Source organism: Streptomyces sp. NPDC051109 (assembly GCF_044455885.1).
Taxonomy (GTDB): Bacteria; Actinomycetota; Actinomycetes; order Streptomycetales; family Streptomycetaceae; genus Streptomyces.
In genome coordinates, this window is the sequence record NZ_JBITFF010000004.1 from 67,499 (window position 1) to 91,536 (window position 24,038).

24 protein-coding genes are annotated in these 24,038 nt (G+C 71.7%); 9 read left to right on the plus strand and 15 right to left on the minus strand.

Annotated features, from left to right (window positions below; genetic code table 11):
• Positions 1 to 150 precede the first annotated feature (150 nt).
• The 4 genes from ACIBAD_RS09115 to ACIBAD_RS09130 are packed head-to-tail and all read left to right on the plus strand — an operon-like array spanning position 151 to position 3,301.
• Entirely contained in the window at positions 151 to 1,137 is a 987-nt protein-coding gene (locus ACIBAD_RS09115; protein ID WP_398905502.1) for a metal ABC transporter substrate-binding protein, read from the plus strand.
• A 23-nt stretch (positions 1,138 to 1,160) separates the two neighbouring features.
• Positions 1,161 to 1,952 (plus strand): metal ABC transporter ATP-binding protein, encoded by a 792-nt coding sequence (locus ACIBAD_RS09120; RefSeq protein ID WP_134075425.1) that lies wholly within the window; start codon positions 1,161 to 1,163, stop codon positions 1,950 to 1,952.
• Positions 1,952 to 2,818, plus strand: coding sequence for a metal ABC transporter permease (locus tag ACIBAD_RS09125; protein WP_398905505.1), 867 nt, complete (start codon positions 1,952 to 1,954; stop codon positions 2,816 to 2,818). Before ACIBAD_RS09120 ends, ACIBAD_RS09125 begins: the two co-directional genes overlap by 1 nt.
• Before the next feature lie 51 nt (positions 2,819 to 2,869).
• On the plus strand, positions 2,870 to 3,301 hold the full coding sequence (locus ACIBAD_RS09130) for a transcriptional repressor (RefSeq protein ID WP_134075427.1): 432 nt from the start codon (positions 2,870 to 2,872) through the stop codon (positions 3,299 to 3,301).
• A 24-nt stretch (positions 3,302 to 3,325) separates the two neighbouring features.
• Here the strand turns inward: ACIBAD_RS09130 and ACIBAD_RS09135 are convergent, their stop codons facing one another.
• The 5 genes from ACIBAD_RS09135 to ACIBAD_RS09155 all read right to left on the minus strand — a co-directional run bounded on the left by ACIBAD_RS09135 (position 3,326) and on the right by ACIBAD_RS09155 (position 8,421).
• Positions 3,326 to 3,889, minus strand: coding sequence for a YcxB family protein (locus tag ACIBAD_RS09135; RefSeq protein WP_134075428.1), 564 nt, complete (start codon positions 3,887 to 3,889; stop codon positions 3,326 to 3,328).
• Positions 3,890 to 3,948: 59 nt separating this feature from the next.
• The gene (locus ACIBAD_RS09140) at positions 3,949 to 4,773 is read right to left on the minus strand and encodes an isoprenyl transferase (RefSeq protein WP_134075429.1); all 825 of its coding nucleotides are present in this window, start codon (positions 4,771 to 4,773) and stop codon (positions 3,949 to 3,951) included.
• A gap of 11 nt (positions 4,774 to 4,784) precedes the next feature.
• Positions 4,785 to 5,531, minus strand: a complete 747-nt coding sequence (gene recO, locus ACIBAD_RS09145) for a DNA repair protein RecO (protein ID WP_134075430.1) — start codon at positions 5,529 to 5,531, stop codon at positions 4,785 to 4,787.
• An 86-nt stretch (positions 5,532 to 5,617) separates the two neighbouring features.
• Positions 5,618 to 7,240 carry a nucleobase:cation symporter-2 family protein gene (locus ACIBAD_RS09150; protein WP_398905508.1) on the minus strand — a complete coding sequence of 541 codons (1,623 nt, stop codon included), beginning with the start codon at positions 7,238 to 7,240 and terminating at the stop codon, positions 5,618 to 5,620.
• Positions 7,241 to 7,725: 485 nt separating this feature from the next.
• Positions 7,726 to 8,421, minus strand: coding sequence for a TerB family tellurite resistance protein (locus tag ACIBAD_RS09155; RefSeq protein ID WP_134075432.1), 696 nt, complete (start codon positions 8,419 to 8,421; stop codon positions 7,726 to 7,728).
• A 194-nt stretch (positions 8,422 to 8,615) separates the two neighbouring features.
• On the opposite strand from ACIBAD_RS09155, the gene ACIBAD_RS09160 reads away from it, so the two are divergent.
• A complete protein-coding gene (locus ACIBAD_RS09160) occupies positions 8,616 to 9,374 on the plus strand; it encodes an SDR family NAD(P)-dependent oxidoreductase (RefSeq protein WP_398905510.1) in 759 nt (252 codons plus the stop codon).
• Between the two features lie 60 nt (positions 9,375 to 9,434).
• On the opposite strand, the gene leuA is transcribed toward ACIBAD_RS09160, so the two are convergent.
• Entirely contained in the window at positions 9,435 to 11,198 is a 1,764-nt protein-coding gene (gene leuA / locus ACIBAD_RS09165) for a 2-isopropylmalate synthase (protein ID WP_134075434.1), read from the minus strand.
• 364 nt (positions 11,199 to 11,562) lie between these two features.
• Between leuA and ACIBAD_RS09170 the strand changes: the two genes are divergently transcribed.
• The 3 genes from ACIBAD_RS09170 to ACIBAD_RS09180 all read left to right on the plus strand — a co-directional run bounded on the left by ACIBAD_RS09170 (position 11,563) and on the right by ACIBAD_RS09180 (position 13,704).
• The gene (locus tag ACIBAD_RS09170; RefSeq protein WP_398905513.1) at positions 11,563 to 12,630 is read left to right on the plus strand and encodes a M4 family metallopeptidase; all 1,068 of its coding nucleotides are present in this window, start codon (positions 11,563 to 11,565) and stop codon (positions 12,628 to 12,630) included.
• A gap of 10 nt (positions 12,631 to 12,640) precedes the next feature.
• Complete coding sequence (locus ACIBAD_RS09175; RefSeq protein ID WP_134075436.1) at positions 12,641 to 12,910, plus strand: protealysin inhibitor emfourin; 270 nt, start codon at positions 12,641 to 12,643, stop codon at positions 12,908 to 12,910.
• A 107-nt stretch (positions 12,911 to 13,017) separates the two neighbouring features.
• Positions 13,018 to 13,704 (plus strand): class I SAM-dependent methyltransferase, encoded by a 687-nt coding sequence (locus ACIBAD_RS09180; RefSeq protein ID WP_398905515.1) that lies wholly within the window; start codon positions 13,018 to 13,020, stop codon positions 13,702 to 13,704.
• Positions 13,705 to 13,799: 95 nt separating this feature from the next.
• Here ACIBAD_RS09180 and era read toward each other — a convergent pair whose 3' ends face one another.
• From era to ACIBAD_RS09195, 3 genes are all read right to left on the minus strand, one after another.
• Positions 13,800 to 14,750 (minus strand): GTPase Era, encoded by a 951-nt coding sequence (gene era / locus ACIBAD_RS09185; RefSeq protein WP_037837453.1) that lies wholly within the window; start codon positions 14,748 to 14,750, stop codon positions 13,800 to 13,802.
• Between the two features lie 256 nt (positions 14,751 to 15,006).
• Positions 15,007 to 16,326 carry a beta-xylosidase gene (locus tag ACIBAD_RS09190; protein ID WP_398905518.1) on the minus strand — a complete coding sequence of 440 codons (1,320 nt, stop codon included), beginning with the start codon at positions 16,324 to 16,326 and terminating at the stop codon, positions 15,007 to 15,009.
• 130 nt (positions 16,327 to 16,456) lie between these two features.
• Positions 16,457 to 17,449 (minus strand): GlxA family transcriptional regulator, encoded by a 993-nt coding sequence (locus tag ACIBAD_RS09195; protein WP_398905520.1) that lies wholly within the window; start codon positions 17,447 to 17,449, stop codon positions 16,457 to 16,459.
• A gap of 155 nt (positions 17,450 to 17,604) precedes the next feature.
• Between ACIBAD_RS09195 and ACIBAD_RS09200 the strand changes: the two genes are divergently transcribed.
• Complete coding sequence (locus tag ACIBAD_RS09200) at positions 17,605 to 18,843, plus strand: MFS transporter (protein ID WP_398905918.1); 1,239 nt, start codon at positions 17,605 to 17,607, stop codon at positions 18,841 to 18,843.
• Positions 18,844 to 18,883: 40 nt separating this feature from the next.
• Here the strand turns inward: ACIBAD_RS09200 and ACIBAD_RS09205 are convergent, their stop codons facing one another.
• The 6 genes from ACIBAD_RS09205 to ACIBAD_RS09230 all read right to left on the minus strand — a co-directional run bounded on the left by ACIBAD_RS09205 (position 18,884) and on the right by ACIBAD_RS09230 (position 23,931).
• Positions 18,884 to 19,240 (minus strand): cytidine deaminase, encoded by a 357-nt coding sequence (locus ACIBAD_RS09205; protein ID WP_134075440.1) that lies wholly within the window; start codon positions 19,238 to 19,240, stop codon positions 18,884 to 18,886.
• Between the two features lie 186 nt (positions 19,241 to 19,426).
• The gene (locus tag ACIBAD_RS09210; protein ID WP_053689051.1) at positions 19,427 to 19,780 is read right to left on the minus strand and encodes an MmcQ/YjbR family DNA-binding protein; all 354 of its coding nucleotides are present in this window, start codon (positions 19,778 to 19,780) and stop codon (positions 19,427 to 19,429) included.
• On the minus strand, positions 19,777 to 21,081 hold the full coding sequence (locus tag ACIBAD_RS09215; RefSeq protein WP_134075441.1) for a hemolysin family protein: 1,305 nt from the start codon (positions 21,079 to 21,081) through the stop codon (positions 19,777 to 19,779). The genes ACIBAD_RS09210 and ACIBAD_RS09215 overlap by 4 nt, the downstream gene beginning before the upstream one ends.
• On the minus strand, positions 21,078 to 21,575 hold the full coding sequence (gene ybeY / locus ACIBAD_RS09220; protein ID WP_053689049.1) for an rRNA maturation RNase YbeY: 498 nt from the start codon (positions 21,573 to 21,575) through the stop codon (positions 21,078 to 21,080). The genes ACIBAD_RS09215 and ybeY overlap by 4 nt, the downstream gene beginning before the upstream one ends.
• A 13-nt stretch (positions 21,576 to 21,588) precedes the next feature.
• Positions 21,589 to 22,635 (minus strand): PhoH family protein, encoded by a 1,047-nt coding sequence (locus tag ACIBAD_RS09225; RefSeq protein WP_078988088.1) that lies wholly within the window; start codon positions 22,633 to 22,635, stop codon positions 21,589 to 21,591.
• A 207-nt stretch (positions 22,636 to 22,842) separates the two neighbouring features.
• On the minus strand, positions 22,843 to 23,931 hold the full coding sequence (locus ACIBAD_RS09230; protein WP_134075874.1) for a PfkB family carbohydrate kinase: 1,089 nt from the start codon (positions 23,929 to 23,931) through the stop codon (positions 22,843 to 22,845).
• Between the last annotated feature and the right edge of the window lie 107 nt (positions 23,932 to 24,038).

Sequence of the window (24,038 nt, forward strand, 5' to 3'; positions counted from 1 at the left end):
TCTCTTCATTACGAGGACGAACGGCGAAGGCTTTAGGTTACCGGCGCCCGCACCCCCCCTATCAAATCGGTTCCCCGTTCACGGTGCGGTCCCCGGGCTCCTCACCTGGGTTTTTGACAATCGTTTCCATCTTTGATGAAAATGGATGTCATGAACGTACGACGCCTCATACCCGCCGCCGCCCTCGCCGGAGCCATGGCCCTCGGCGCCACGGCCCTCACCGCCTGCTCCGCAGGCGCCGCCGGAGGCGGCAAGGACGGCAAGCTCGACGTCATGTCGTCGTTCTACCCGATGCAGTTCCTCGCCGAACAGATCGGCAAGGACCACGTGAAGGTCGGCACCCTGACCAAGCCGGGCGTCGAACCGCACGACCTGGAGATCACCCCGAAGCAGACCGGGCAGCTGGGCGAATCCGATGTCGTCCTCTACCTCAAGGGCCTGCAGCCCGCCGTCGACAAGGCCGTCGCCCAGTCCGGCGTGAAGCACGTCGTCGACGCCGCCAAGCTCACGAAGCTCGAAGTCCACGGCTCCTCCGGCCATGATCACGCCCACGAGGGCGAGGAGGGCCACACCGAAGGCGAGGCCGGGGGCCACGACCACGGCCACGGCGAGGCCGGCGAGGACCCGCACGTCTGGCTGGACCCGGTGAAGTACGCCGAGGTCGCCAAGGGCGTCGGCGCGGCCCTGGAGAAGGCCGACCCCGACCACGCGGCGGAGTACCGCAAGAACACCGACGAGCTGCTCGGCAAGCTGACCGCGCTCGACACGGAGTTCAAGGACGGCCTGCGGAACTCCGCCTCCAAGACCTTCATCACCACGCACTCCGCCTTCGGCTACCTCGCCGAGCGCTACGGCCTCGACCAGGAGGGCATCTCCGGCGTCGACCCCGAGTCCGAGCCGAGCCCGGCCCGGATGAAGGAGCTCCAGGCCCTCGCGAAGAAGGACAATGTCTCGACCGTGTTCTTCGAGACCCTGGCCAGCGACAAGACGGCCAAGACGCTCGCCACCGACACGGGTCTGAAGACCGACGTCCTCGATCCGCTTGAGGGAATCACCGACAAGTCCCAGGGCGCTGACTACTTCGAGGTCATGCGGTCCAACCTGAAGAACCTGCAGAAGGCGCTCGGTAGCAAGTAATGGCAGTAACGGAGGCGCGTGCCATGGAGTCCCAGCCCGCGGAGGCGGCGGACCAGCCCGTCATATCCCTGCGCGGGGCCACGGCCTCGCTCGGCTCGCGCCCCGTGCTGCGCGGGGTCGACCTCACCGTCCGGCGCGGGGAGGTCGTCGCCCTGCTCGGCGCCAACGGCTCCGGGAAGTCCACGGCCGTGCGCGCGGTCGTCGGGCAGGTCCCGCTCTCCGACGGCGAGCTGGCGCTGTTCGGCACGGACTTCAAGCGCTTCCGCGCCTGGTCGCGCATCGGGTACGTCCCGCAGCGCACCACCGCCGCCAGCGGCGTCCCGGCCACCGTCCGCGAGGTGGTCTCCTCCGGCCGGCTCGCCCGCTCCCGCTTCGGCATCCTGCGCAAGACCGACAAAGCGGCCGTCGAGCGGGCCCTTGACCTCGTCGACATGGGCCAGTACGCCGACGCCTCCGTCAACGCCCTCTCCGGCGGCCAGCACCAGCGCGTGCTCATCGCGCGGGCGCTCGCCGTGGAGCCCGAACTCCTGATCATGGACGAGCCGATGGCCGGCGTGGACCTCGCCAACCAGGAGGTCCTCGCGAACGCCCTGCGCGAACAGGTGGCCGCCGGCTCGACCGTCCTGCTCGTCCTGCACGAGCTGGGCCCGCTGGAGCCGCTGATCGACCGCGCGGTCGTCCTGCGCGACGGCTGCGTGGTCCACGACGGCCCGCCCCCGGAGGCCGTGGGGCAGCACGCCCTGCCCGGCCACGACCACGTACACCCCCACGCGGCGCACGACGCCGAGCCGCTCCGGACGGGACTGCTGAGCTGATGGACCTCCTCGACTACGCCTTCATGCAGCGGGCCCTGCTCGCGGCCGTCCTGGTCGGCGTCACCGCCCCGGCCATCGGCACGTACCTGGTGCAGCGCCGCCAGGCCGTCATGGGCGACGGCATCGGGCACGTGGCCATGACCGGTGTCGCGCTCGGCTTCCTGTTCAACGCCAGCCCGGTGTGGATGGCGACCCTGGTCGCGGTCGTCGGCGCGGTCGGCATGGAGCTGATCCGCTCCCGCGGCAAGACCAGCGGAGACATCGCGCTCGCCATGCTCTTCTACGGCGGCCTGGCCGGCGGTGTGATGATCATCAACCTGGCTCCGGGCGGCTCGACGGCCAATCTGACCAGCTACCTCTTCGGCTCGATCACCACGGTCTCCGCCGAGGACGTCACCGCGGTCGTGATCCTCGCGGCCTTCGTCCTCGCCGTCACCCTCGGACTGCGCCGCCAGCTGTTCGCCGTCTGCCAGGACGAGGAGTTCGCCCGGGTCACCGGCCTGCCGGTGCGCTTCCTGAACCTGCTGATCGCGGTCACCGCCGCCGTCACCGTCACCGTGGCCATGCGGATCGTCGGCCTGCTGCTGGTCAGCGCCATGATGGTCATCCCGGTCGCGGCGGCGCAGCGCGTCACCCGCGGGTTCACCGCCACCCTGTCGGTGGCCATGGTGATCGGCGTACTGGTCTCGCTCTCCGGCACGACCCTCACGTACTACATCGACGCCCCCTCCGGCGGCACCATCGTGCTGCTCGCGATCGGCGTCTTCATGGTGATGACCGCACTGTCCACGCCGCTGGCCCGGCGCCGGGCGAACGCGGCCCGCGCCGCCGAAGGGGTCTGCACGCGCGATGATGTGAAGGTCTAGGAGGTACGGCCGCCTGGCACAATGGGCCGAGGCCGATACGAGGAGGAACCGGTGGCGACTGCGCCTGGCGAGATGAATACCGCGCCAGTACGAGGACGATCCACCCGGCAGCGGGCAGCCGTCGCCGCGGCGCTGGACGAGGTGGACGAGTTCCGCAGCGCCCAGGAACTCCACGACATGCTCAAGCACCGCGGTGACTCGGTGGGCCTGACCACCGTGTACCGCACCCTCCAGTCGCTCGCCGACGCCGGCGAGGTCGACGTGCTGCGCACCAGCGACGGGGAGTCGGTCTACCGGCGCTGTTCCACCGGGGACCACCACCACCACCTGGTCTGCCGCAAGTGCGGCAAGGCGGTCGAGGTGGAGGGCCCGGCGGTGGAGAAGTGGGCGGAGTCCATCGCGGCCGAGCACGGCTACGTGAACGTCGCCCACACCGTCGAGATCTTCGGCACCTGCGCCGACTGCGCGGCCGCCTCCGCCTAGATCGAACCAGGTCGAAGGGGCGGCCTAGAGCCGCCTCAGGTTCGCGTCCAGGAGCCCGCGCAGGCGGTCGACGTCCGCCGGGGCCTGGGCGCCGCGCTTGGGCAGGACCGTCATCGACACGGCTCCCTTGCCCTCGCTCAGCATGACGAACAGCTCGTCCGTCTCCGCGTACGTGGGCTGCACGGCCCAGCCGATGCGGGTGTCGCAGCCGGCCGCCGTCACGCGGACCCCGGAGCCGTCGACGACGGCCCGGGTCTCCCCCGCCTTCTCCAGCAGCCCGCGGAAGGCCCGGGCCTGCAGCCGGTGGCCGAGCGGCCCGAAGACCCACAGGAACGCGCCGCCCGCCAGGAAGCCCGCGGCCCTCGCGACATCCGGCGCCTCCCCCGTCAGCAGCAGGACGCCGCCGATCAGGGACAGCGTCCCGACGGTGCGGAACAGCCACGTCTTGCGGCGCACGGCCGCCGTGCGGCGGTTGCGGGCACGCAGGGCTCCGGCGAAGTCCGTCTCGGTCGTCCGGTAGACGAGCTCGACCGACGGGACGTCCACACCGCCGGTGTCCTGCCCCCTGCCCATTTCAGCCATGTCCATGACAGCCGACCCTACCGCCCGGCCGGGCCGGCTGTGCGCGCCGGCCCGGCCCGGCGGGGTCACGCCGAGGCGCCCGGCTCGGCCTGGTTCGGGACGGCGCCGCCGAAGCGGCGGTCGCGCTGGGCGTACTCCAGGCAGGCCGCCCACAGGTTGCGGCGGTCGAAATCCGGCCACAGCACGTCCTGGAAGACCATTTCGGCGTACGCGCTCTGCCACAGCAGGTAGTTGGAGGTGCGCTGCTCGCCGCTCGGCCGCAGGAACAGGTCCACGTCCGGCATGTCCGGGTAGTACATGTACTTCGCGAAGGTCTTCTCGTTGACCTTGGACGGGTCCAGCTTGCCCGCGGCCACGTCCCGCGCGATCGCCTGCGCCGCGTCCGCGATCTCGGCGCGGCCGCCGTAGTTCACGCAGAAGTACAGGGTCATCGCGTCGTTGTCGACGGTCTGCTCCTGGGCGACCTGGAGCTCCTGGACGACCGACTTCCACATCTTCGGCATACGGCCGACCCAGCGGATCCGGATGCCCAGCTCGTTCATCTCGTCGCGGCGGCGCCGGATGACGTCCCGGTTGAAGTTCATCAGGAAGCGGACCTCGTCGGGTGAGCGCTTCCAGTTCTCCGTCGAGAAGGCGTACAGGGAGAGGTTCTTGACGCCCATCTCCAGGCAGCCCTTGAGCACGTCGAGCACGACGCCCTCGCCGACCTTGTGGCCCTCGGTGCGCGGCAGGCCGCGCTCCTTGGCCCAGCGGCCGTTGCCGTCCATGACCACCGCGACGTGGTTGGGGACGAGCTCGCCGGGGATCTTCGGCGGGCGCTCACCGGACGGGTGCGGCTCGGGAACCTTGTACTCCCGGCGAGAGCGTCCCAGAATCCCGCGTCGTGCCATGTGTCCAGCTCCTATTTCTCGACGTATCGCAGGGAGCGTAGCCCGCGCTCCAGATGCCAGTGCAAATAGGCGGAGACGAGCCCGCTGCCCTCCCGCACGTACCGCGCCTCGCAGGCGTCCGCATGCCCCCAGTCGCCCGTCAGCAGCGCGCTGAGCAGGGCGATGGCCTCCGACGAGGGTACGACGCTGCCGGCCACCCGGCAGTCCCCGCAGACGACCCCGCCCGCGGCGACCGAGAAGTGCCGGTTGGGGCCGTGGATCCCGCACTTCGCGCAGTCCGTGAAGCTGGGCGCGTAGCCGTTGACGGCGAGCGAGCGCAGCAGGAAGGCGTCGAGGATCAGGTTCGGCTCGTGCTCGCCGCGCGAGAGCGTGCGCAGGGCGCCGATCAGCAGCAGGTACTGCTGTACGGCGGGCTCGCCCTCGTTCTCGGTGAACCGCTCGGCGGTCTCCAGCATCGCGGTGCCGGCGGTGTAGCGGGCGTAGTCGGTGACGATGCCGTTGCCGTACGGGGCGATGATCTCGGTCTGGGTGCAGAGCGGGAGGCTGCGGCCGACCAGCTCGCTGCCCCGGGCGAAGAACTGCACGTCGGCGTGGGAGAAAGGTTCCAGCCCGGCGCCGAACTTGGACTTCGTGCGCCGCACCCCGCGGGCGACGGCCCGCACCCGGCCGTGGCCGCGGGTGAGGAGCGTGATGATGCGGTCCGCCTCACCCAGCTTCTGGGTGCGCAGCACGATGCCGTCGTCGCGGAACAGACTCATGCGCCCATTGTCGCCTGTGCGGGCACGGTGGAAGGCCCTCCGCCCGGACACGCGTCCGGGCGGAGGGCCTTCGCCCCTTGGGAGGGTCAGGAGGCGGGCGCGGTCTCCTCGTCCGCACCGGCCTTCACGGCGGTGGCTGCGACCGTGCTCACGGCGGTGCCGACCGTGGCCTCGGCCACCGTCTCGGCCTCGGCCGAAACGGCCGCGCCGGTTTCCGCCGCGGCCGGGGCCGGGGCAGGGGCCGCAGGCGGGGCAGGGGCCGCAGCCGGGGCAGGGGCCGCAGCCTCGGCCTGCGGCTCGGCCGGAGCCGCCGCCTGGGCCGGCACCACGGCCGGGGCGGCGCCGTGCGCATCGTCCTTGGCCAGGCCGTTGAAGATGAGGTTGAGCACGATCGCGGCCGAGGCACCGAGCGTCACACCGCTGTTGAGCAGCGAGGAGAGGTCCGCGTTCATGTGGTCCTTGAAGAAGACCGGGACGGTCGCCGGGAGCAGCGCGAAGGCCAGGGAGACACCCACGACCAGAGCGTTCTTCTCTTCCTTGAGGTCGACCTTGGCGAGGGTCTGGATACCGGCCAGGGCCACCATCGCGAACATCACCGTCGCCGCTCCGCCGAGCACTCCGTGCGGGACGGCGGCGACGATCGCGGCCGCCTTGGGGATCAGCCCGAGCACGATCATGAAGACGCCCGCGGCGACCACGACGAAGCGGCTCTTGACCTTCGTCATGCGGACCAGGCCGACGTTCTCGGCGAAGGCCACGTAGGGGAAGGAGTTGAGGACGCCGCCGAGGGCGGTCGCGGCGCCGTCGGCGCGCAGGGCGCGGGCCACGGTCTCGCTGTCGATGTCCTTGCCGACGATGTCGCCGACGGCGTACGTGTCACCGGTCGTCTCGACCATGGTGATCAGCATGACGATCAGCATCAGCAGGATCGGGAACCAGGCGAACTTCGGCGCTCCGTAGTGGAACGGGGTGGTGACGCCGATCCAGTCCGAGCCGCTCACGCCGCCGAACTCGGCGTCTCCGAGGAGGAACGCGACGGCGGTGCCGCCGACCAGGCCGAGCAGGATGGAGATGCTGGAGAGGAAGGGCTTGCCGAGCTTCATCAGGACGAGGATGAAGAGCATCGTGCCGCCGGCGTACGCGAAGTTCTTCGGGTCGCCGAAGCCGGGGCTGCCGACACCGCCCGCGGCGTCGTTGAGGCCGACGGGGATCAGCACGATGCCGAGGACCGTGATCACCGTGCCGGTGACGACCGGCGGGAAGAGCCGCATGACGGCCCGGAACGCCTTGGGGGGCAGCCACGCGAAGGCGAAGGTCGCGATGCCTGCCGTGATGACCGCTCCGTAGATGACGAGCAGGCCCGCCGTACCGCCGCCGGCTCCGAGCCCGATGGCGATCATCGGGGAGACCGCGGTGAAGGTGACGCCCTGGATGAGCGGCAGGCGCGCGCCGATCCGGCCTATGCCCCACGCCTGGATGATCGAGGCGATGCCGCAGGTGAAGAGGTCGGCGTTGATCAGGTAGACCAGCTGCTCGGTGGTCAGGCCGAGGGCACCGCCCACGATGATCGGAACGATCACCGCACCGGCGTAGAAGGCGAGTACGTGCTGGAAGCCGTACAGCGCGAGCTTGGGGAGGGGGAGCACCTCGTCGACCGGGTGCGTGCTCTGCTCTCCGTTGGCGGAAAGCCGGGCGGCGACACGTGCCATCTCTGCCTTGCCCTTCAAGAGGTAGGTGAACGAGAGGAATCTGGTTATCCCTGGTGAAGTGGGTCGCTATCCCGTTGGTTCGCCAGGGTTGTCAGCGCGTTCACGTGAATCGAAGCCCCGCTGTGTTACCGGCGGCGTCTCGTCGTGTGACCGGAATTGAACGCCTGTGGGGGCGCTCACAGGTATCGTGGACTTCCACAAAGTGTTGAGCTCTGGAGAGCCGAGGTCTGTAGGTATCTCCAGTGGCGGAATGTCTCCGCAAGGGCGTAACGCCGACGGCCACGGAGTCCGTACGCGCAGGTCACGGGCCCGTCCGGGTGTCCAATGGGTGGACGGCCGAGGCCGGAACGCGCGAATCCCCCCTTCACGCGGAGTGTGAAGGGGGTGGATTCGGTCGCGCGAGGCCGGATCGTTACCCCGCCGAAGGCCTACCGAGCCCGTACCGAGCCCGTACCGAGGCCGAACCGAGGCCGTTTCGGCCGGCGTTACGGCGCCCGTACCGCCGACAGCAGGCGGGACACGTCTTCGGATGCGATCCGCAGGGCCGCACCCACCGTGGCGAGCACCTCGCGCTCGGCCGGGGTGTACGGACCGTCCGCGAGGGCGATCCGCGCCCCCTGCAGCAGGATCGACTCCCGCCCGGGCCCGGCCAGGTGCGGGGCCAGCGGCTCCAGGGCCTCGTGCAGCTCGATCGCCAGCGCGGCGCCGCAGCACTCGGGGACGTCGTACAGCCCGAGCCGGCCCTCGTCGGTGGCCAGCGCCTCCACCAGGGACTCCAGCTGCTCCTCCGTGCAGTCCTGGAAGCCCGCCGTCCGTACGGCCGACACGGCGGCCTCCAGCGCGCCGCGCGAGGCGGTACCGCCGGCCGCGAGCACGGCCAGCGTCACCGTGTGCACGGCGTCGCGCAGCATCGCTGAGAAGCGGGTGGTGGTCAGGTGGTCGAGGACCTCGGTGTCGAAGCGCTCCCGGCAGCCCTGGCACTCGATGACGGGCCCGGCCGCGCCGCGCGGCAGCAGCGGGACTCCGAGGACCGTGAACCGGCGGCGCCCGGTGCGCCGGCGGTAGTTGCGGTCGCCACCGCAGTCGGGGCAGAAGAACTCCCCGTCACCCACGGTGCTCCAGGTGGTACGGATGCCCCAGACCGTCAGCTTCCGGCCGTCCCCACCCCGAACTGGCAGCACGTCGCACCTCCGTCACGCCCCTGTGGTCCTTCGGACACGGGCGGGGCCCTCAGCCGGCAGCGGCGCCGGTTTGGCGTGATGTTAGCCACATCGGTGAGGATCCGTCAGTCGTGTGACAAGACAACCTGCGCCACCCAGGGGACTTGGCCGAACTGCGCCCCCGCCGGCCTCCGTTTTTCCCTACGCTCTGCCGCGTGAACGAGAAGTCCTGTCTGGTGACCGGGGCCGCGAGCGGCATCGGCAAGGCCACCGCCCGGTTGCTGGCCCGCTCCGGGGCCCGCGTCACCGCGGCTGACATCAATGGCCCCGGGGTGGCGCAACTGCGTACGGAACTGGCCGCCGAGGGCATCGGCATCACCGTGGTGGCGGGTGACGTGGCCGATCCGGAGGCCAACCGGGCGATGGTCGACGCGGCCGTGGAGGCGTACGGGAGGCTCGACGTCGCCGTGGCGAACGCCGGGGTGCTGCCTCTTTCGGACGTGAACGAGACCGGCCCCGAGGACTGGGACCGGGTCATGGCGATCGACGGCCGGGGCATGTTCTTGACCTGCAAGTACGCGATCGAGGCGATGACCGCGCAGGAGCGGCCCGGTGGGGCGCTGGTCTGCGTGTCCTCGGTCTCGGGGGTGGCCGGGCAGGCCCGGCAGGCCGCGTACGGGCCGGCGAAGTTCGTGGCGTCCGGGCTGACGAAGCACCTGGCGGTGGAGTGGGCGGCGCGCGGGATCCGGGTCAACGCGGTGGCCCCCGGCACCATCCGTACGGAGCGGGTGCTGGCGCTGAAGGACGAGCCGGGCGGGCCGGAGTACCTGGCGGAGGTCTCCGCGGCCCATCCGATGGGCCGCCTCGGCGAACCGGAGGAGGTGGCCCGGGTCATCGCCTTCCTGGCCTCCGACGCGGCCTCGTTCGTGACGGGCGCGATCGTGCCGGTGGACGGCGGCTACCTGGCCCGCTGACTCCGCGAACGGCGGAACCCCGCCCCTCCGCGGGGAGGGGCGGGGTTCCCGTACGAGGGGTCAGCGGCCCGCGCGGTTGACGGCGGAGATGACCGCCTTCAGGGAGGCGCGGGTGGTGTTGGCGTCGATGCCGATGCCCCACAGGACGCGGCCGTCGATCGCGCACTCGATGTACGAGGCGGCCACGGCGGAGGCGCCCTCGCTCATCGTGTGCTCGGTGTAGTCCAGCAGTCGGGCGTCGACGCCGATGCCGGCCAGCGCGTCGAAGAAGGCCGAGATCGGACCGTTGCCGGTGCCGTTCAGGACCGTCTCCACGCCGTCCACGACCGCCTCGACGGTCAGCGTGTCCGTGCCGTCCTTGTCGGTCGCCGTCGAGCCGGAGCGCAGCTGGATGCGGCCCCACGGGTTCTCGGGGTTGGGCATGTACTCGTCGGAGAACACGTCCCAGATCGCCTTCGGCGTGACCTCGCCGCCCTCGGCGTCGGTCTTGGCCTGGATGATCCGCGAGAACTCGATCTGCATGCGGCGCGGCAGGTCCAGCTTGTGGTCGTTCTTCAGGACGTACGCGATGCCGCCCTTGCCGGACTGCGAGTTGACGCGGATGACCGCCTCGTACGAGCGGCCGACGTCCTTCGGGTCGATCGGCAGGTACGGGACCGCCCACTCGATGTCGTCCACGGTCTTGCCCTGGGCGGCCGCGTCGGCCTCCATGGCGTCGAAGCCCTTCTTGATGGCGTCCTGGTGGGAGCCGGAGAAGGCGGTGTAGACCAGGTCGCCCGCGTAGGGGTGGCGCGGGTGGACCTCCATCTGGTTGCAGTACTCGCTGGTGCGACGGATCTCGTCGATCTGCGAGAAGTCGATCTGCGGGTCGATGCCCTGCGAGAACAGGTTCATGCCCAGCGTGATCAGGTCGACGTTGCCGGTGCGCTCGCCCTGCCCGAACAGGCAGCCCTCGATGCGGTCGGCGCCGGCCATCAGGGCCAGCTCGGCGGCCGCCACGGCGGTGCCGCGGTCGTTGTGCGGGTGCACGGAGATGCAGATGTGCTCGCGGCGGGTCAGGTTGCGGGCCATCCACTCGAAGCGGTCCGCGTGGGTGGAGGGCGTCGAGCGCTCCACGGTGGCGGGCAGGTTCAGGATGATCTCGCGGCCCTCGGACGGCTGCCAGACGTCGCAGACGGCCTCGCAGACCTCCAGGGCGAAGTCCAGCTCGGTGTCGGTGAAGATCTCCGGGCTGTACTGGTAGCCGAAGGTGGTCTCCGGGCCCAGCAGCTTCTCGGCGTACTCCATGACCAGGCGGGTGCCGTCGACGGCGATCTGCTTGATCTGCTCCTTGGAGCCGCGGAAGACGACCCGGCGGAAGGTCGGGGCGGTCGCGTTGTACAGGTGCACGGTGGCGCGCTTGGCGCCGACCAGCGACTCCACGGTCCGCTCGATCAGGTCCTCGCGGGCCTGGGTCAGGACGGAGATGGTCACGTCGTCCGGGATCGCGCCCTCTTCGATGATGGAGCGTACGAAGGCGAAGTCGGTCTCGCCGGAGGAGGGGAAGCCGACCTCGATCTCCTTGTAGCCCATGCGCACCAGCAGGTCGAACATCTCGCGCTTGCGGGCGGGGGTCATCGGGTCGATCAGCGACTGGTTGCCGTCGCGCAGGTCGGTGGAGAGCCAGCGGGGGGCCTTGGTGACGCGAGCGTCCGGCCAGGTGCGGTCGGGGATGTCCACCTGCTCGTACCGGCCGTACTTGTGGATCGGCATCCCGGAGGTCTTCTGGGTGTGGGTCGCGTTGGTGATGGGCGTGGGGCGACCGACAAAAGGCTGCTGGCTCATGGCGTTGGGCTCCTCGCGTGTCCGCGTGTAGTTCGCTGGAACGGCCGACGGCGGTCGTAAAAACCGCAACACCAAACTCCGCGGGGAGGGGGTCGGCCTACGACTACAGACCCTCGCCGCGGCAGCTAAGGAGAAGCAGCCCGAAACGCATGATGGGCCGAGCCTAACCGAGCCGCGCCGTAACGCGAGGACCTGTTTCAGTATGCGGGACCGCCCTGTCCGATTTGTACCTAATGTGAGCTACATCGCTTTTCTCGATACAGGTCCGGCCGATCCGTCAACGCGGTGTGACCGCTTTCAGACAACCGAATGAATCATGGTTGCGGGTAGTGACACAGTCGTGACCCACTGCCACATTGCCGGGATGGATGCCTCCCACGTTCACCGCCACCCCGTCTTCTGCACGGTGGTCCCGCCCCACCTGCTCGACAAGATCGCCCAGTCCGAGGTGCTCCGGCGCGCCGACGCCGCCCAGCGCACCCTCGAACACGACGCCCTGCTGCGCACCCGGCGCAGCGTCACCACCCTGCGCGGGATCGCCCCCGCTGCGGCGGCGCCCGTCCCCGACGAGCCCCGCCGGACCGTCTACGACGCCCAGCACCGCACCCGGCTGCCCGGGAAGAAGGTGCGCGGGGAGGGCGACGAGGCCGCCGGCGACGCCACCGTCAACCGCGCGTACGCGGGGCTCGGCGCCACGTACGAACTGTTCCTGAAGGGCTTCGGCCGACACTCGATCGACGACTCCGGGCTGGCCCTGGACGCGAGCGTCCACTACGGCCAGGACTACAACAACGCCTTCTGGGACGGGCAGCAGATGGTGTTCGGCGACGGGGACGGGGACATCTTCCTCGACTTCACCGTGTCGATCGACGTCATCGGGCACGAGCTCACCCACGGGGTAACCCAGTACACGGCGAACCTCGACTACCACGGGCAGTCCGGCGCCCTGAACGAGTCGATGTCCGACGTCTTCGGTTCGCTGATCAAGCAGTACTCGCTCGACCAGACGGCCCAGGACGCGGACTGGCTGATCGGCGCCGGGGGGCTGCTGGGCCCGAACGTCAGCGGGGTCGCGCTGCGCTCGATGAAGGCACCGGGCACGGCGTACGACGACGACGAGCTCGGCAAGGACCCGCAGCCGGCGACGATGGACGACTACGTGAGGACGTCGCAGGACAACGGCGGGGTGCACATCAACTCCGGCATCCCGAACCACGCCTTCTACCTCGTGGCGACCGAGCTCGGCGGCAAGGCGTGGGAGCGGGCCGGGCGGATCTGGTACGACACGCTGACGGGCGGCGAGCTGGCCTCGGACGCGGACTTCAAGGACTTCGCCCGGCTGTCGGTCGCGGCCGCGGTGGCCCGGTACGGGGACGGCGGAGCGGAGCACCAGGCCCTGCAGAAGGCGTGGTCGGCGGTCGGCCTGGGGTAGAAGGCAGGGCATGCGGATTCTGGTGGTGCGGACGGGCGGCTTCGCGGGCATCGAGCGGCGGGCCGAGGTGGACACCTCGGGCCGGCCCGATGAGGACGAGTGGCGGGCCCTGGCCAAGCTGGCGCTGCGGCCCGTCCCGCCCGCACCCGGGTCGGACCGGATCCGGGACGGGTTCTCGTACCGGATCACCGTCGACGGCCGGACGGTCTCCTGCCAGGAGCCCAACCTGTCGGAGGCGCAGCGGACGCTGATCTCCCGGCTGCTGAAGGAAGGCGCCTGAGCCGTGCCGTGCCTTCCGGCGTGTTGCCGGAACGGCAACGATGTTTGTCTGGCGGCGGGCCGCGGCGGAGCATCGGAGGACAGGCAGCCGCACCGGAAGAGGTCCCCATGTCACAGCAGCAGCGCCCGCAGCAGCACGCAGCCGCGCCCGAGTCCGCGCCCGAGTCCGCGCCCGAGTTCGTGGGCGAGGAGTTCTGGGACTCCCGCTACCGCGAGAGCGGCCGGATCTGGAGCGGGGAGCCCAACGCCGTGCTGGTCCGGGAGGCCTCGGACCTCGCGCCCGGGCGCGCCCTCGACCTCGGCAGCGGCGAAGGCGGCGACGCCGTCTGGCTGGCCCGCCGCGGCTGGCGGGTCACCGGGACCGACATCTCGGGCGTGGCCCTGGAGCGGGCCGCCGGGCACGCCGCCGGGGCGGGCGTCGCCGACCGGATCGACTGGGAGCGGCACGACCTCGCCGAGTCCTTCCCCGCCGGGGAGTTCGACCTCGTCTCCGCGTGCTTCCTGCACTCGTTCGGCGACTTCCCCCGCGCCCGGATCCTGCGCCGCGCCGCCGCGGCGGTGGCACCCGGCGGGACCCTGCTGATCGCCGGCCACGCCGGCTGGCCGGCCTGGCAGCAGGAGACCCGCCCCGAGGTCCACTTCCCGACCCCGGACGAGGTCGTGGCGCAGCTGGAGCTGCCCGACGGCGCGTGGGAGGTCCTGCTCGCCGAGGAACACGAACGGGTCCAGAACCTGCCTGACGGCACGCCCGGGACCCGTACGGACAACGCGGTGAAGGTACGCCGGCTCGTCTGAGGCCCCCCGGCCCCGCCGGACGGGATCCGGCGGCGCGGCGGCCCGGAGCCCCTGGGGCGCCCCCGTGCACCGGGCGGTGCGGGGGCGCCGAAGGATCAGAACCCCAGCTTGCGGAGCTGCTTGGGGTCGCGCTGCCAGTCCTTCGCGACCTTGACGTGCAGATCGAGGAAGACCGGGGTGCCGAGCAGCGCCTCGATGTGCTTGCGCGACTTCATCCCGACCTCCTTCAGCCGGGAGCCCTTCGGGCCGATGATGATGCCCTTCTGGCTGGGCCGCTCGATGTAGACGTTCGCGTGGATGTCCAGCAGCGGGCGGTCCGCCGGGCGGTTCTCCCGGGGGATCATCTCCTCGACCACGACGGCGATCGAGTGCGGGAGCTCGTCCCGTACGCCCTCCAGCGCGGCCTCGCGGATCAGCTCCGCGACCATCACCATCTCGGGCTCGTCGGTGAGGTCGCCCTCCGGGTACAGCGGCGGGCTCTCCGGCAGCAGCGGCGCGATCAGGTCGGCCAGGAGCTGGACCTGGGTGTCGCCGACCGCCGAGACGGGGACGATCTCGGCCCACTCGATGCCGAGCTCGGCGCCGAGCTGGTGGATCGCGAGGAGCTGCTCGGCCAGGGCCTTGGAGTCGACGAGGTCCGTCTTCGTCACGATGGCGATCTTGGGGGTCTTCTTGATCCCCGCGAGCTCCTTGGCGATGAACTTGTCGCCGGGGCCGAGCTTCTGGTCGGCCGGCAGGCAGAAACCGATCACGTCGACCTCGGCCCAGGTGGTCCGCACGACGTCGTTCAGCCGCTCGCCGAGGAGCGTGCGCGGCTTGTGCAGACCGGGCGTGTCGACCAGCACGAGCTGGGCGTCGGGGCGGTGCACGATGCCGCGGACGGTGTGGCGGGTGGTCTGCGGCCGGTTGGAGGTGATCGCGACCTTGGTGCCCACGAGTGCGTTGGTCAGGGTCGACTTCCCCGCGTTGGGGCGGCCGACGAAGCAGGCGAAGCCCGCACGGTGCGGGGCGGTGGACTCGGGGGAACGATCGCTCATACGGGCCATTCTCCCCGATGCGGGTCCCAGCGCCGACCAGCCCGCCGCGAGAGGGCGCGGACGGCCGCGGGAACGGCCGCGAGCGGGGGCCGGGAGGCTGGCCGTAGGCCTCCCGGGCGACGGCCGAAGCCGCCGTCGCGGGCGGTGTCGTAGGCGTCGGCGACGTAGAGGCGGAAGGTGCGGGGGCGGCGGGACGGCGCCGGCGTCCCGGGCACCAGGGCCGCGGCCCTGCCCGCGGGCCGGGTCGGGAGCCGCGGAGCGCGGGTCACGAGAGCGTGAGGGCCAGCACCGCCCGGTACGCGCCGGGCGGGGTGTACGGCGGCAGCGTGAGGGTCACCGCCGCGTCGATCGTGAACGTCCCGCCCGCCGGGGCCCCGCCCCGCGCGGACGCGAGCACCGCCCCCTCCGGCCCGACGACCCCGGCACTGCCCGCCACGCAGCGGCTCGGGCTGCCCGGCGCGGGCGAACACCTCGGGGTCCAGCGCAGCGAGGCCCCCGGGATCCGGACCCCGCCCGGGCCGGTGAATTCCGTGACCTTGCCGATCAGCGTCCATCCCGCCGGTCCGCCGCGGGCGTCCTCGACCGTGACCGTCCCGATCCGGCCGGCGACCGCGCCGCGCTCGCCGTACGGGACCGCGCCCAGCGTGATCGACCCGCCGGCCTGGGTCATGGTCAGCGCGCCCGGCTCGACCACCGCCGTCACCTTCTGCGTGCCCGGCGCCGTCACCTTCTGCGTGCCCGGCGGCGTCTGCGCCGCGGCGACGACCGTGTACGCCGCGGGGCCCGATCCCTGCTGCGCCGACCAGGCCGTGCCCTCGTACGCCACCACCGCCGTCGTCGCCCCGTCGGTGACCGGAAGCTCCGCCACGACCGCGCCCCGCGCGTCCGCCGTGGCCGCCACCCGGTCCGCGGTCTCGGCGGCGCCCGCGCGCCCGGCCACCGTCACGGCCGCGCCCGGGGCGAAGCCGGTGCCGCTGACCTCGACCGCGGCGCCCGGCTTCCCGTACGCCGCGCCGAGCGCGACCGACCGCAGGTTGGCCCGGGGCAGCGGGCTCGCGGTGAGCCGTTCGGAGACCGGTGCCCCGGAGACGGCGCAGGCGGTGTCCAGATCCAGCAGGTGGCTGGTGTGCAGCGCGTAGCCGCCCGGGGCCAGGGTGATCGCACCCGCCCCGGTGATGGTGAACGTGCCGGTCATGGTGACGGCCGGCAGCTCCGCCCCCGCCTCGACGGGGTCATTCCGCTTCGCTCCCACGACGGTGACCTCACCGCTCTGCGCACCCCCCAGCTGGATCCGCCCGGTCGGCGTCAGCACGTCGGCCGGGAGCTCGGCGGCGATCGGGTTCACGGCGGGGGTCCGGGCCACCTGGTACGTCACGGTGACCGTGTCGCCGACCTCCGGCGCCGGGTCGTCCACGGTGATCCGGGCCGTGGTCGGCCCGTCGGCGGGCGGTAGACCGGCCTCCCGCGGCGGCACGCAGTGCGTGGGGAACTCCACCTGCCCGGACGGCGCCTCCCCTTCGGCCGCGGCGGGCGGGCTCAGCGCGCCCCCCGTCGTCGCGGCGAGCGCGGCCACGCCGAGGGCCACCGACCATCTCCTGCTGCCCGCCCGTGTTCGCACGGCCCGCCCCCTGGGTTCCCTCGCGCCGACAGGGGGCCATTCACGAGCGGGCGGCGGGAGAAGTCAATGCGCGGACCCGGCATCAACTGATGGCCCATCAGGAGCTGGCAGGCTCCCCGTGCCCGGCGGCCGCACGGAACGTGCGGCGGTACGCCGTCGGACTCACCCCCAGTGCCGCCTGCACGTGCTTGCGCAGCGACTGCGCCGACCCGAACCCCGTCTCCCGCGCCACCTGTTCCATCGGCAGATCCGTCCGCTCCAGCAGCCGCCGGGCCCGTTCCACCCGCTGGCCGACGATCCACTCGCCGGGACTGACCCCGGACTCCTCCCGGAACCGGCGCGTGAACGTCCGTACCGACATGGCCTCCTGCCGCGCCAGGTCGACCAGCCGTACCGGCTCGTGCAGCCGGTCCAGCACCCACGCGCGGGCCGCCGCCGTACTGGCCAGCTGCGGCTGCGGCACCGGCCGGTCGATGAACTGGGCCTGCCCGCCCTCCCGGTGGGGCGGTACGACGGTCCGCCGGGCGACGTCGTTGGCGACGGCCGCGCCGTGGTCGCGGCGCACGATGTGCAGGCACAGATCGATGCCGGCGGCGACCCCGGCCGAGGTCAGCACGTCCCCGTCGTCGGTGTAGAGCACCCCGGCGTCCACCCGCACGGCCGGGAAGAGCCGCTGGAAGTGCTCGGCGTGAGCCCAGTGGGTGGTGGCCGGACGGCCGTCCAGGAACCCGGCGGCGGCCAGCACGTACCCGCCCGTGCAGATGGAGACGAGCCGCGTCCCGGGCCGGATGCGGGCGAGCGCCCCGGCGAGCTCGCCGGTCAGCCGGCCCTCCTCGTACACCGGCCCCAGCTCGTACGAGGCGGGCACCACCACGGTGTCCGCCGTGGCCAGCAGCTCGGGACCGTGCTCGACGTGGACCGCGAAATCGGCGTCCGTGCGCACCGGCCCGGGGGCGAGTGCGCAGGTGAGGATCTCGTACAGCGGCGCTCCGGCGGGATCCTTGGCGCGGCCGAAGATCCGGTGCGGGATGCCGAGCTCGAAGGGCAGCAGCCCGGTGAGCGCGAGGACGACGACGCGGTGAGGGGCCATGGCCCAATCGTATCGAAGGGTGTCGGTCAGGCCACTGTCGTACGGGGTCCTCCCGGCCGGAAGCTGTCTGCGTGACGCAGACAGCACCCAAGCCCCAGCCCTCCCCCACCTCCACCCCCACCCCCACGAGTCCGGCCCCGGCCGCGCCCGGGCGCATCCACCGCGCCTGGTTCGTCGCGGCCGTCGCGTTCGTGACGATCATCGGGGCCGCCGCCTTCGCCTCCCTGCCCGGACTGCTCATCGAGCCGCTGCACGAGGAGTTCGACTGGTCGCGCGGCACGATCGGCTTCGCCGTCTCGGTGAACCTCGCGCTGTACGGGCTCACCGCGCCCTTCGCCGCCGCGCTGATGGACCGCTTCGGCATCCGCAAGGTGGTGGCCCTGGCCCTGCTGGTCATATCCGGCGGCACGGTGGCCACCCTGTGGATGACGCAGTCCTGGCAGCTGGTGCTGTTCTGGGGCGTGCTGGTCGGGCTGGGCAGCGGCTCCATGGCGCTGGCCTTCGCGGCGACGGTGACCAACCGCTGGTTCACCGCCCGGCGCGGACTCGTCACCGGCATCCTGACCGCGGCCGGCGCCTCGGGTCAGCTGATCTTCCTGCCGCTGCTGTCCTGGCTGGTGGAGCACCACGGCTGGCGTCCGGCGGCGGTGACGGTCTCGCTGGCGGCCCTGGTCGTCGCCCCGTTCGTGTGGCTGCTGCTGCGCGACCACCCGGCGGACACGGGACTCGCCCCGTACGGGGGGACGTACGCGGAAAGGCCCGTCCCGGTGACGGGCGCGGCGCGGCGGACGGTGACGGTGCTGTTCAAGGCGGCCCGCACCGGCCCGTTCTGGCTGCTGGCGGGGACCTTCGCGATCTGCGGGGCCTCGACGAACGGGCTGGTCAAGACCCACTTCGTACCCGCTGCGCACGACCACGGCATGCCGGTGACCATGGCGGCCGGGCTGCTGGCGGTGGTCGGTGTCTTCGACGTGATCGGCACCATCGCCTCCGGATGGTTCACCGACCGCTTCGAGGCGCGCCGCCTGCTGGCGGTGTACTACGCGCTGCGCGGGATCTCGCTGATGTTCCTGCCGATGCTGCTGGCGCCGTCCGTGCACCCGCCGATGATCTTCTTCATCATCTTCTACGGGCTGGACTGGGTCGCGACCGTCCCGCCGACCATCGCGCTGTGCCGCGAGCACTACGGCGAGGACAGCGCGATCGTCTTCGGCTGGGTCCTGGCCTCGCACCAGGTGGGCGCCGCGGGGGTGGCCTTCCTGGGCGGCCTGGCCCGCGACGCCTTCGGCTCGTACGACCTGGTCTGGTACGCCTCGGGCGCGCTGTGCGCGATGGCGGCGCTGATGGCGATGGTGATCCGCCGCCGCCCTGCCGCGATCGCCGCCGCAGCGTAGGCGGCGGCGCGTGGGCGGCGGTGCGCTAGGCGGCGGCGCGTCAGGCGCCTGCCGGGGTGGTGGACTTGAGGCTGCCGTCCGGGCCGGCCAGCAGCACCGGGGTGGCCGGGCCGCCGAGGTCGCGGACCGCCGCGCGGTCGGCGTCGGCCACCGCCTCCGCCGAGCTGACCACGGCCGCGGCCTCCAGGGACTCGGCCCCGCTCGCCACCGCCATCGCGACCGCCGTCTGCAGCGCACTCAGCTTCAGGGAGTCCAGCTCCACCGTCCCGGCGACGTACGTGCGGCCCGTCTCGTCCCGCACCGCCGCGCCCTCGGGCACCCCGTTGCGGGCCCGGGCGCTGCGCGCCAGCGTGATGATCTTGCTGTCCTCGGGGTTGATCCCGGTGCTGTCGGTCATGGGCGAAAGCATATGGAGCGTCTCGGCGGGGCCGCACGACGGCCCCGCCGAGACGCTCTCCCCTCCGTCCCCCGCGGCCCCCTGGCTCTTGTGGCACGCGGGACCAAACCCAAGCGCCGGATGAGCGGATCCAGTGATCCGAAGGTCACGGAGACCCGGGACCTTCGCCCCCGCTGCGTACCACCCTCACGGCCGGTCGAGCCGCAGCCGCTCCGCCCTCGGCAGACCCGCGACCACCAGGTCGTACGAGTCCTCGACCAGCTCCCTCACCAGCGCGTCCGGCAGTCCGCCGACCGTCACCGTGTTCCAGTGCCGCTTGTTCATGTGCCAGCCCGGCACGATCGCCTCGTGCTCCGCCCGCAGCCGCACCGCCAGCTCCGGCTCGCACTTGAGGTTGACCTTCAGCGGGTCGGCGTCCAGCGCGCTCAGCGCGAACACCTTCCCCAGCACCTTGAACACCGAGGTCTCGGGCGTGAAGGGGAACTCCTCCACCGCCGCGTTGAAACCCAGGCAGAACGCACGCAGCTCCGCCGGCGTCATGCGCCCTCCCCGTCCTCGCCCGCCGCCTGGGCCAGCGGCTCCACCAGCACCGTCACGATCTTGTTCCGGCGGCCCGCCGGGGATTCGGCCGTCAGCCGCAGCGGGCGCCCGTCCGGCAGCTCCACGACAGCCGAAGCGCCCGCGATCGGCACCCGGCCCAGCGCCTTGGCCAGCAGGCCGCCGACCGTCTCCACGTCCTCGTCGTCGTAGTCCTCGACCTTGAACAGCTCGCCGAGGTCGGTGATGTCGAGCCGCGCCGTCACCCGGTAGCGGTCCTCGCCCAGCTCCTCGACGGGCGCGAGCTCGCGGTCGTACTCGTCGGTGATCTCACCGACGATCTCTTCGAGGATGTCCTCGATGGTGACGATGCCCGCCGTGCCGCCGTACTCGTCGATGACCACGGCCACGTGGTTGCGCACCTGCTGCATCTCCCGCAGCAGATCGCCCGCGTTCTTGGTGTCCGGTACGAACACCGCGGGCCGCATCGCCGTCGTGACCAGGTCGGCCTCCGCCTCACGGCTGATGTGCGTCTTGCGGACCAGGTCCTTCAGGTACACGATGCCGACGATGTCGTCCTCGTTCTCGCCGGTCACCGGGATGCGCGAGAAACCGGACCGCAGCGCCAGGGTGGTCGCCTGACGGATCGTCTTGTACCGCTCGATGCAGACCAGGTCGGTGCGCGGCACCATCACCTCGCGCACCAGCGTGTCGCCGAGCTCGAAGACCTGGTGCACCATCCGGCGCTCGTCGTCCTCGATCAGCGACTCCTTCTCCGCCAGGTCGACCATCGCGCGCAGCTCGGCCTCGGAGGCGAACGGCCCCTTGCGGAAGCCCTTTCCGGGCGTGAGCGCGTTGCCGATGAGGATCAGCAGCTGCGGGACGGGCCCCATGACCCGGGCGAGCGGGACCAGGACGTACGAGGCGGCCGTCGCCGTGTTGAGGGGGTGCTGGCGGCCGATGGTGCGCGGGGAGACCCCGACGGCCACGAAGGACACCAGCACCATCACGGCGATCGCGATGAGCAGCGCCTTCCAGTTGTCGCCGAACTCGTCGAGACAGACGTAGGTGACGAGCACGCCGGCCGCCATCTCGCAGGTGACCCGCACGAGCAGCGCCACGTTCAGGTAGCGGGTCGGGTCGGCGGCGACCTGCGCGAGCTTCTCGCTGCCGCGCCGGCCCTCCCGTACGGCCTGCTCGGCGCGGAAGCTGGAGATCCGGGCGATTCCGGACTCGGCGCACGCCGCGAACCAGGCCACCACCACCAGCAGCACCGCGCCGGTGATCAGCTGCGGGGCGGTCACGAGACGGTCGGGGCCGGGGACGGACCGGTCATGCCGCGCTCACCGCGCCAGCCGTCGACGATGGCCGCCTGGAGGCCGAACATCTCGGCCTTCTCGTCCGGCTCCTCGTGGTCGTAGCCGAGCAGGTGCAGCACCCCGTGGACGGTCAGGAGCTGGAGCTCCTCGTCCATGGAGTGCTGCGTCGGGGCTTCCTCGCCCTGCTTCTTCGCGACCTCGGGGCAGAGCACGATGTCGCCGAGGAGCCCCTGCGGGGGCTCCTCGTCGTCCTTCGCCGGCGGACGGAGCTCGTCCATCGGGAAGGACATGACGTCGGTGGGACCGGGCAGGTCCATCCACTGGATGTGGAGCTGCTCCATGGCGTCCTCGTCGATGACGATGACGGAGAGCTCGGACAGCGGGTGGATCCGCATCCGGGTGAGCGCGTAGCGGGCGATGTCGAGGATCGCCCGCTCGTCGACCTCGGTTCCGGACTCGTTGTTGACGTCGATCGACATGGTGCGCTGGGTTCTACTTCCGCTGGTAGCCGTTCCGGGACTGCTGGGCGTCCTGGCTGTCGTCGTACTTCTCGTACGCATCGACGATACGGCCGACCAGCTTGTGCCGGACGACATCCTCGGACGTGAGGCGCGAGAAGTGGATGTCCGGAACCCCTTCGAGGATCGCCTGGACCTGGCGCAGACCGGACTTGGCGCCGCCGGGCAGGTCGACCTGGGTGATGTCACCGGTGATGACGATCTTCGAATCGAACCCGAGCCGGGTCAGGAACATCTTCATCTGCTCGGTGGTCGTGTTCTGCGCCTCGTCGAGCACGACGAACGCCTCGTTGAGGGTGCGGCCGCGCATGTACGCGAGCGGCGCGACCTCGATCGTGCCCGCCGCCATCAGGCGGGGGATCGAGTCCGGGTCGATCATGTCGTGCAGTGCGTCGTAGAGCGGGCGCAGGTACGGGTCGATCTTGTCGAACAGGGTGCCCGGGAGGAAGCCGAGGCGTTCGCCCGCCTCGACCGCCGGACGGGTCAGGATGATCCGGCTGACCTGCTTGGACTGCAGTGCCTGGACCGCCTTGGCCATGGCGAGGTACGTCTTGCCGGTACCGGCGGGGCCGATGCCGAACACGATCGTGTTCTTGTCGATCGCGTCGACGTACCGCTTCTGGTTGAGGGTCTTGGGACGGATGGTGCGGCCGCGGCTGGAGAGGATGTTCTGCGTGAGCACCTCCGCGGGCGTCTCGTCCGGCCCGTTGCCGTTGCCGCTCGCCTTGAGCATGGCGATCGAGCGTTCCACTGCGTCCTCCGTCATCGGCTGCCCGGTGCGGAGCACCAGCATCATCTCGTCGAACAGGCGCTGGACCAGGGCGACTTCCGCCGCATCTCCGACCGCGCTGACCTGATTGCCCCGAACATGGATGTCGGCCTTCGGGAAGGCCTTCTCGATCACGCGCAACAGGGCGTCACCCGAGCCGAGCACCGCGACCATCGGGTGCCTGGCCGGAACGGTGAAGTGGGCTCGCGCCTGCCCCGGCGCCGGTGTCTGGGCTGTGGGTGTCTGAGTCATGGGCCGGCACTGTGGCCTGCACATACCTCCCGCTGAGGGGCCGCGCCGATCGACGACCTCCGGAGTACCAAGGGTACGACTCCGCAGCGCCATCCCCGAGGGGTTTTCCCCCGCCCCCTCCCGGCCCTTGCGCCGCCCCCTCCCGGCCCTTGCGCCGCCCCCTCCCGGCCCTCCGGCGGGCCCGTCCCCCCAAGGGGGTCGGAAGCCCTAGACCGGGTGGCGGAAGCCGATGGTCGGGACCGCCCTGCGCCGGGAGGCCGGCTCCGCGCGCGGCGGGACCAGCTCGTCCAGGAACCCGTAGCGCGGCCGCAGCGCCTCGGGGGCCGTGCGCCACCAGTGGGCCACCTCCGGCCAGCCCGGGGCCGAGAGGGAGCCGCCGAACTCCTGGACCGACAGGGCCGCCGTCAGGCCCGCGAAGGCCAGCCGGTCCGCCAGCGGCCAGCCCGCCAGGGTGCCGGTGACGAAGCCCGCCACGTAGACGTCCCCCGCCCCCGTCGGGTCCAGCTCCTCCACCGCGATCCCGGGGACCTCCGCCGTCTCCCCGGTCCGCCCGTCCACCGCGTACGAGCCCTCCGCGCCCATCGTCACCACCGCGACCGGCACCTTCTCGGCCAGCGCCCGGGCCGCGGCTCTCGGACAGTCGGTCCGCGTGTACCGCATCGCCTCCCCCGCGTTCGGCAGGAAGGCCTCGCAGTGCTCCAGGTCGGGCAGTGCCCCGAGGTCCCAGCGGCCGCTCTCGTCCCACCCGACGTCCGCGAAGATCCGCGCCCCGCACCGCGCCGCCTCGGCGATCCACGGCTCCGTCCGCCCCTGCGCCAGCGAGGCCACGGCCGCCCGGGTGCGCGGTGGACACTGCGGGAACGGCCCCGGGCCGGCCGGGGGCGGTGCCTCGTGGCCGTGCGAGACCATCGTGCGCTCGCCCTCGTACGCCATCGAGACCGTGACCGGGCTGTGCCAGCCCGCGATGGTCCGCGACATCGACAGGTCGATGCCCTCCCCCTGCGCCAGTGCGTCCCAGCAGTACTCGCCGTAGTGGTCGTCGCCGAACGCCGCGGCCAGCGAGGTGCGCAGGCCGAGCCGGGCCAGGGCGGTGGCCATGTTGGCCACTCCGCCCGGGCTGGAACCCATGCCGCGCGCCCAGGACTCCGTACCGCGCACCGGGGCCGAGTCGAGGCCGGTGAAGATGATGTCGAGGAAGACCGTGCCGGTCAGGTAGACGTCGAAACCCGGTTCCAGGGGGCTGCGCAGCGGACCGAGCGGGTCCACGGCCGCGGCGGCGCTGTCGAGCGGGTCCAGGGCTGCGCTGCGGCTGGTGCGGCTGTCCCGACTGGTCACGGTGATCTCCCCGGCTGGTGCGAAGGCTCGTTTCTGCAAGCGGGCGTGCAGTGGAAAGCTGCCAGCCT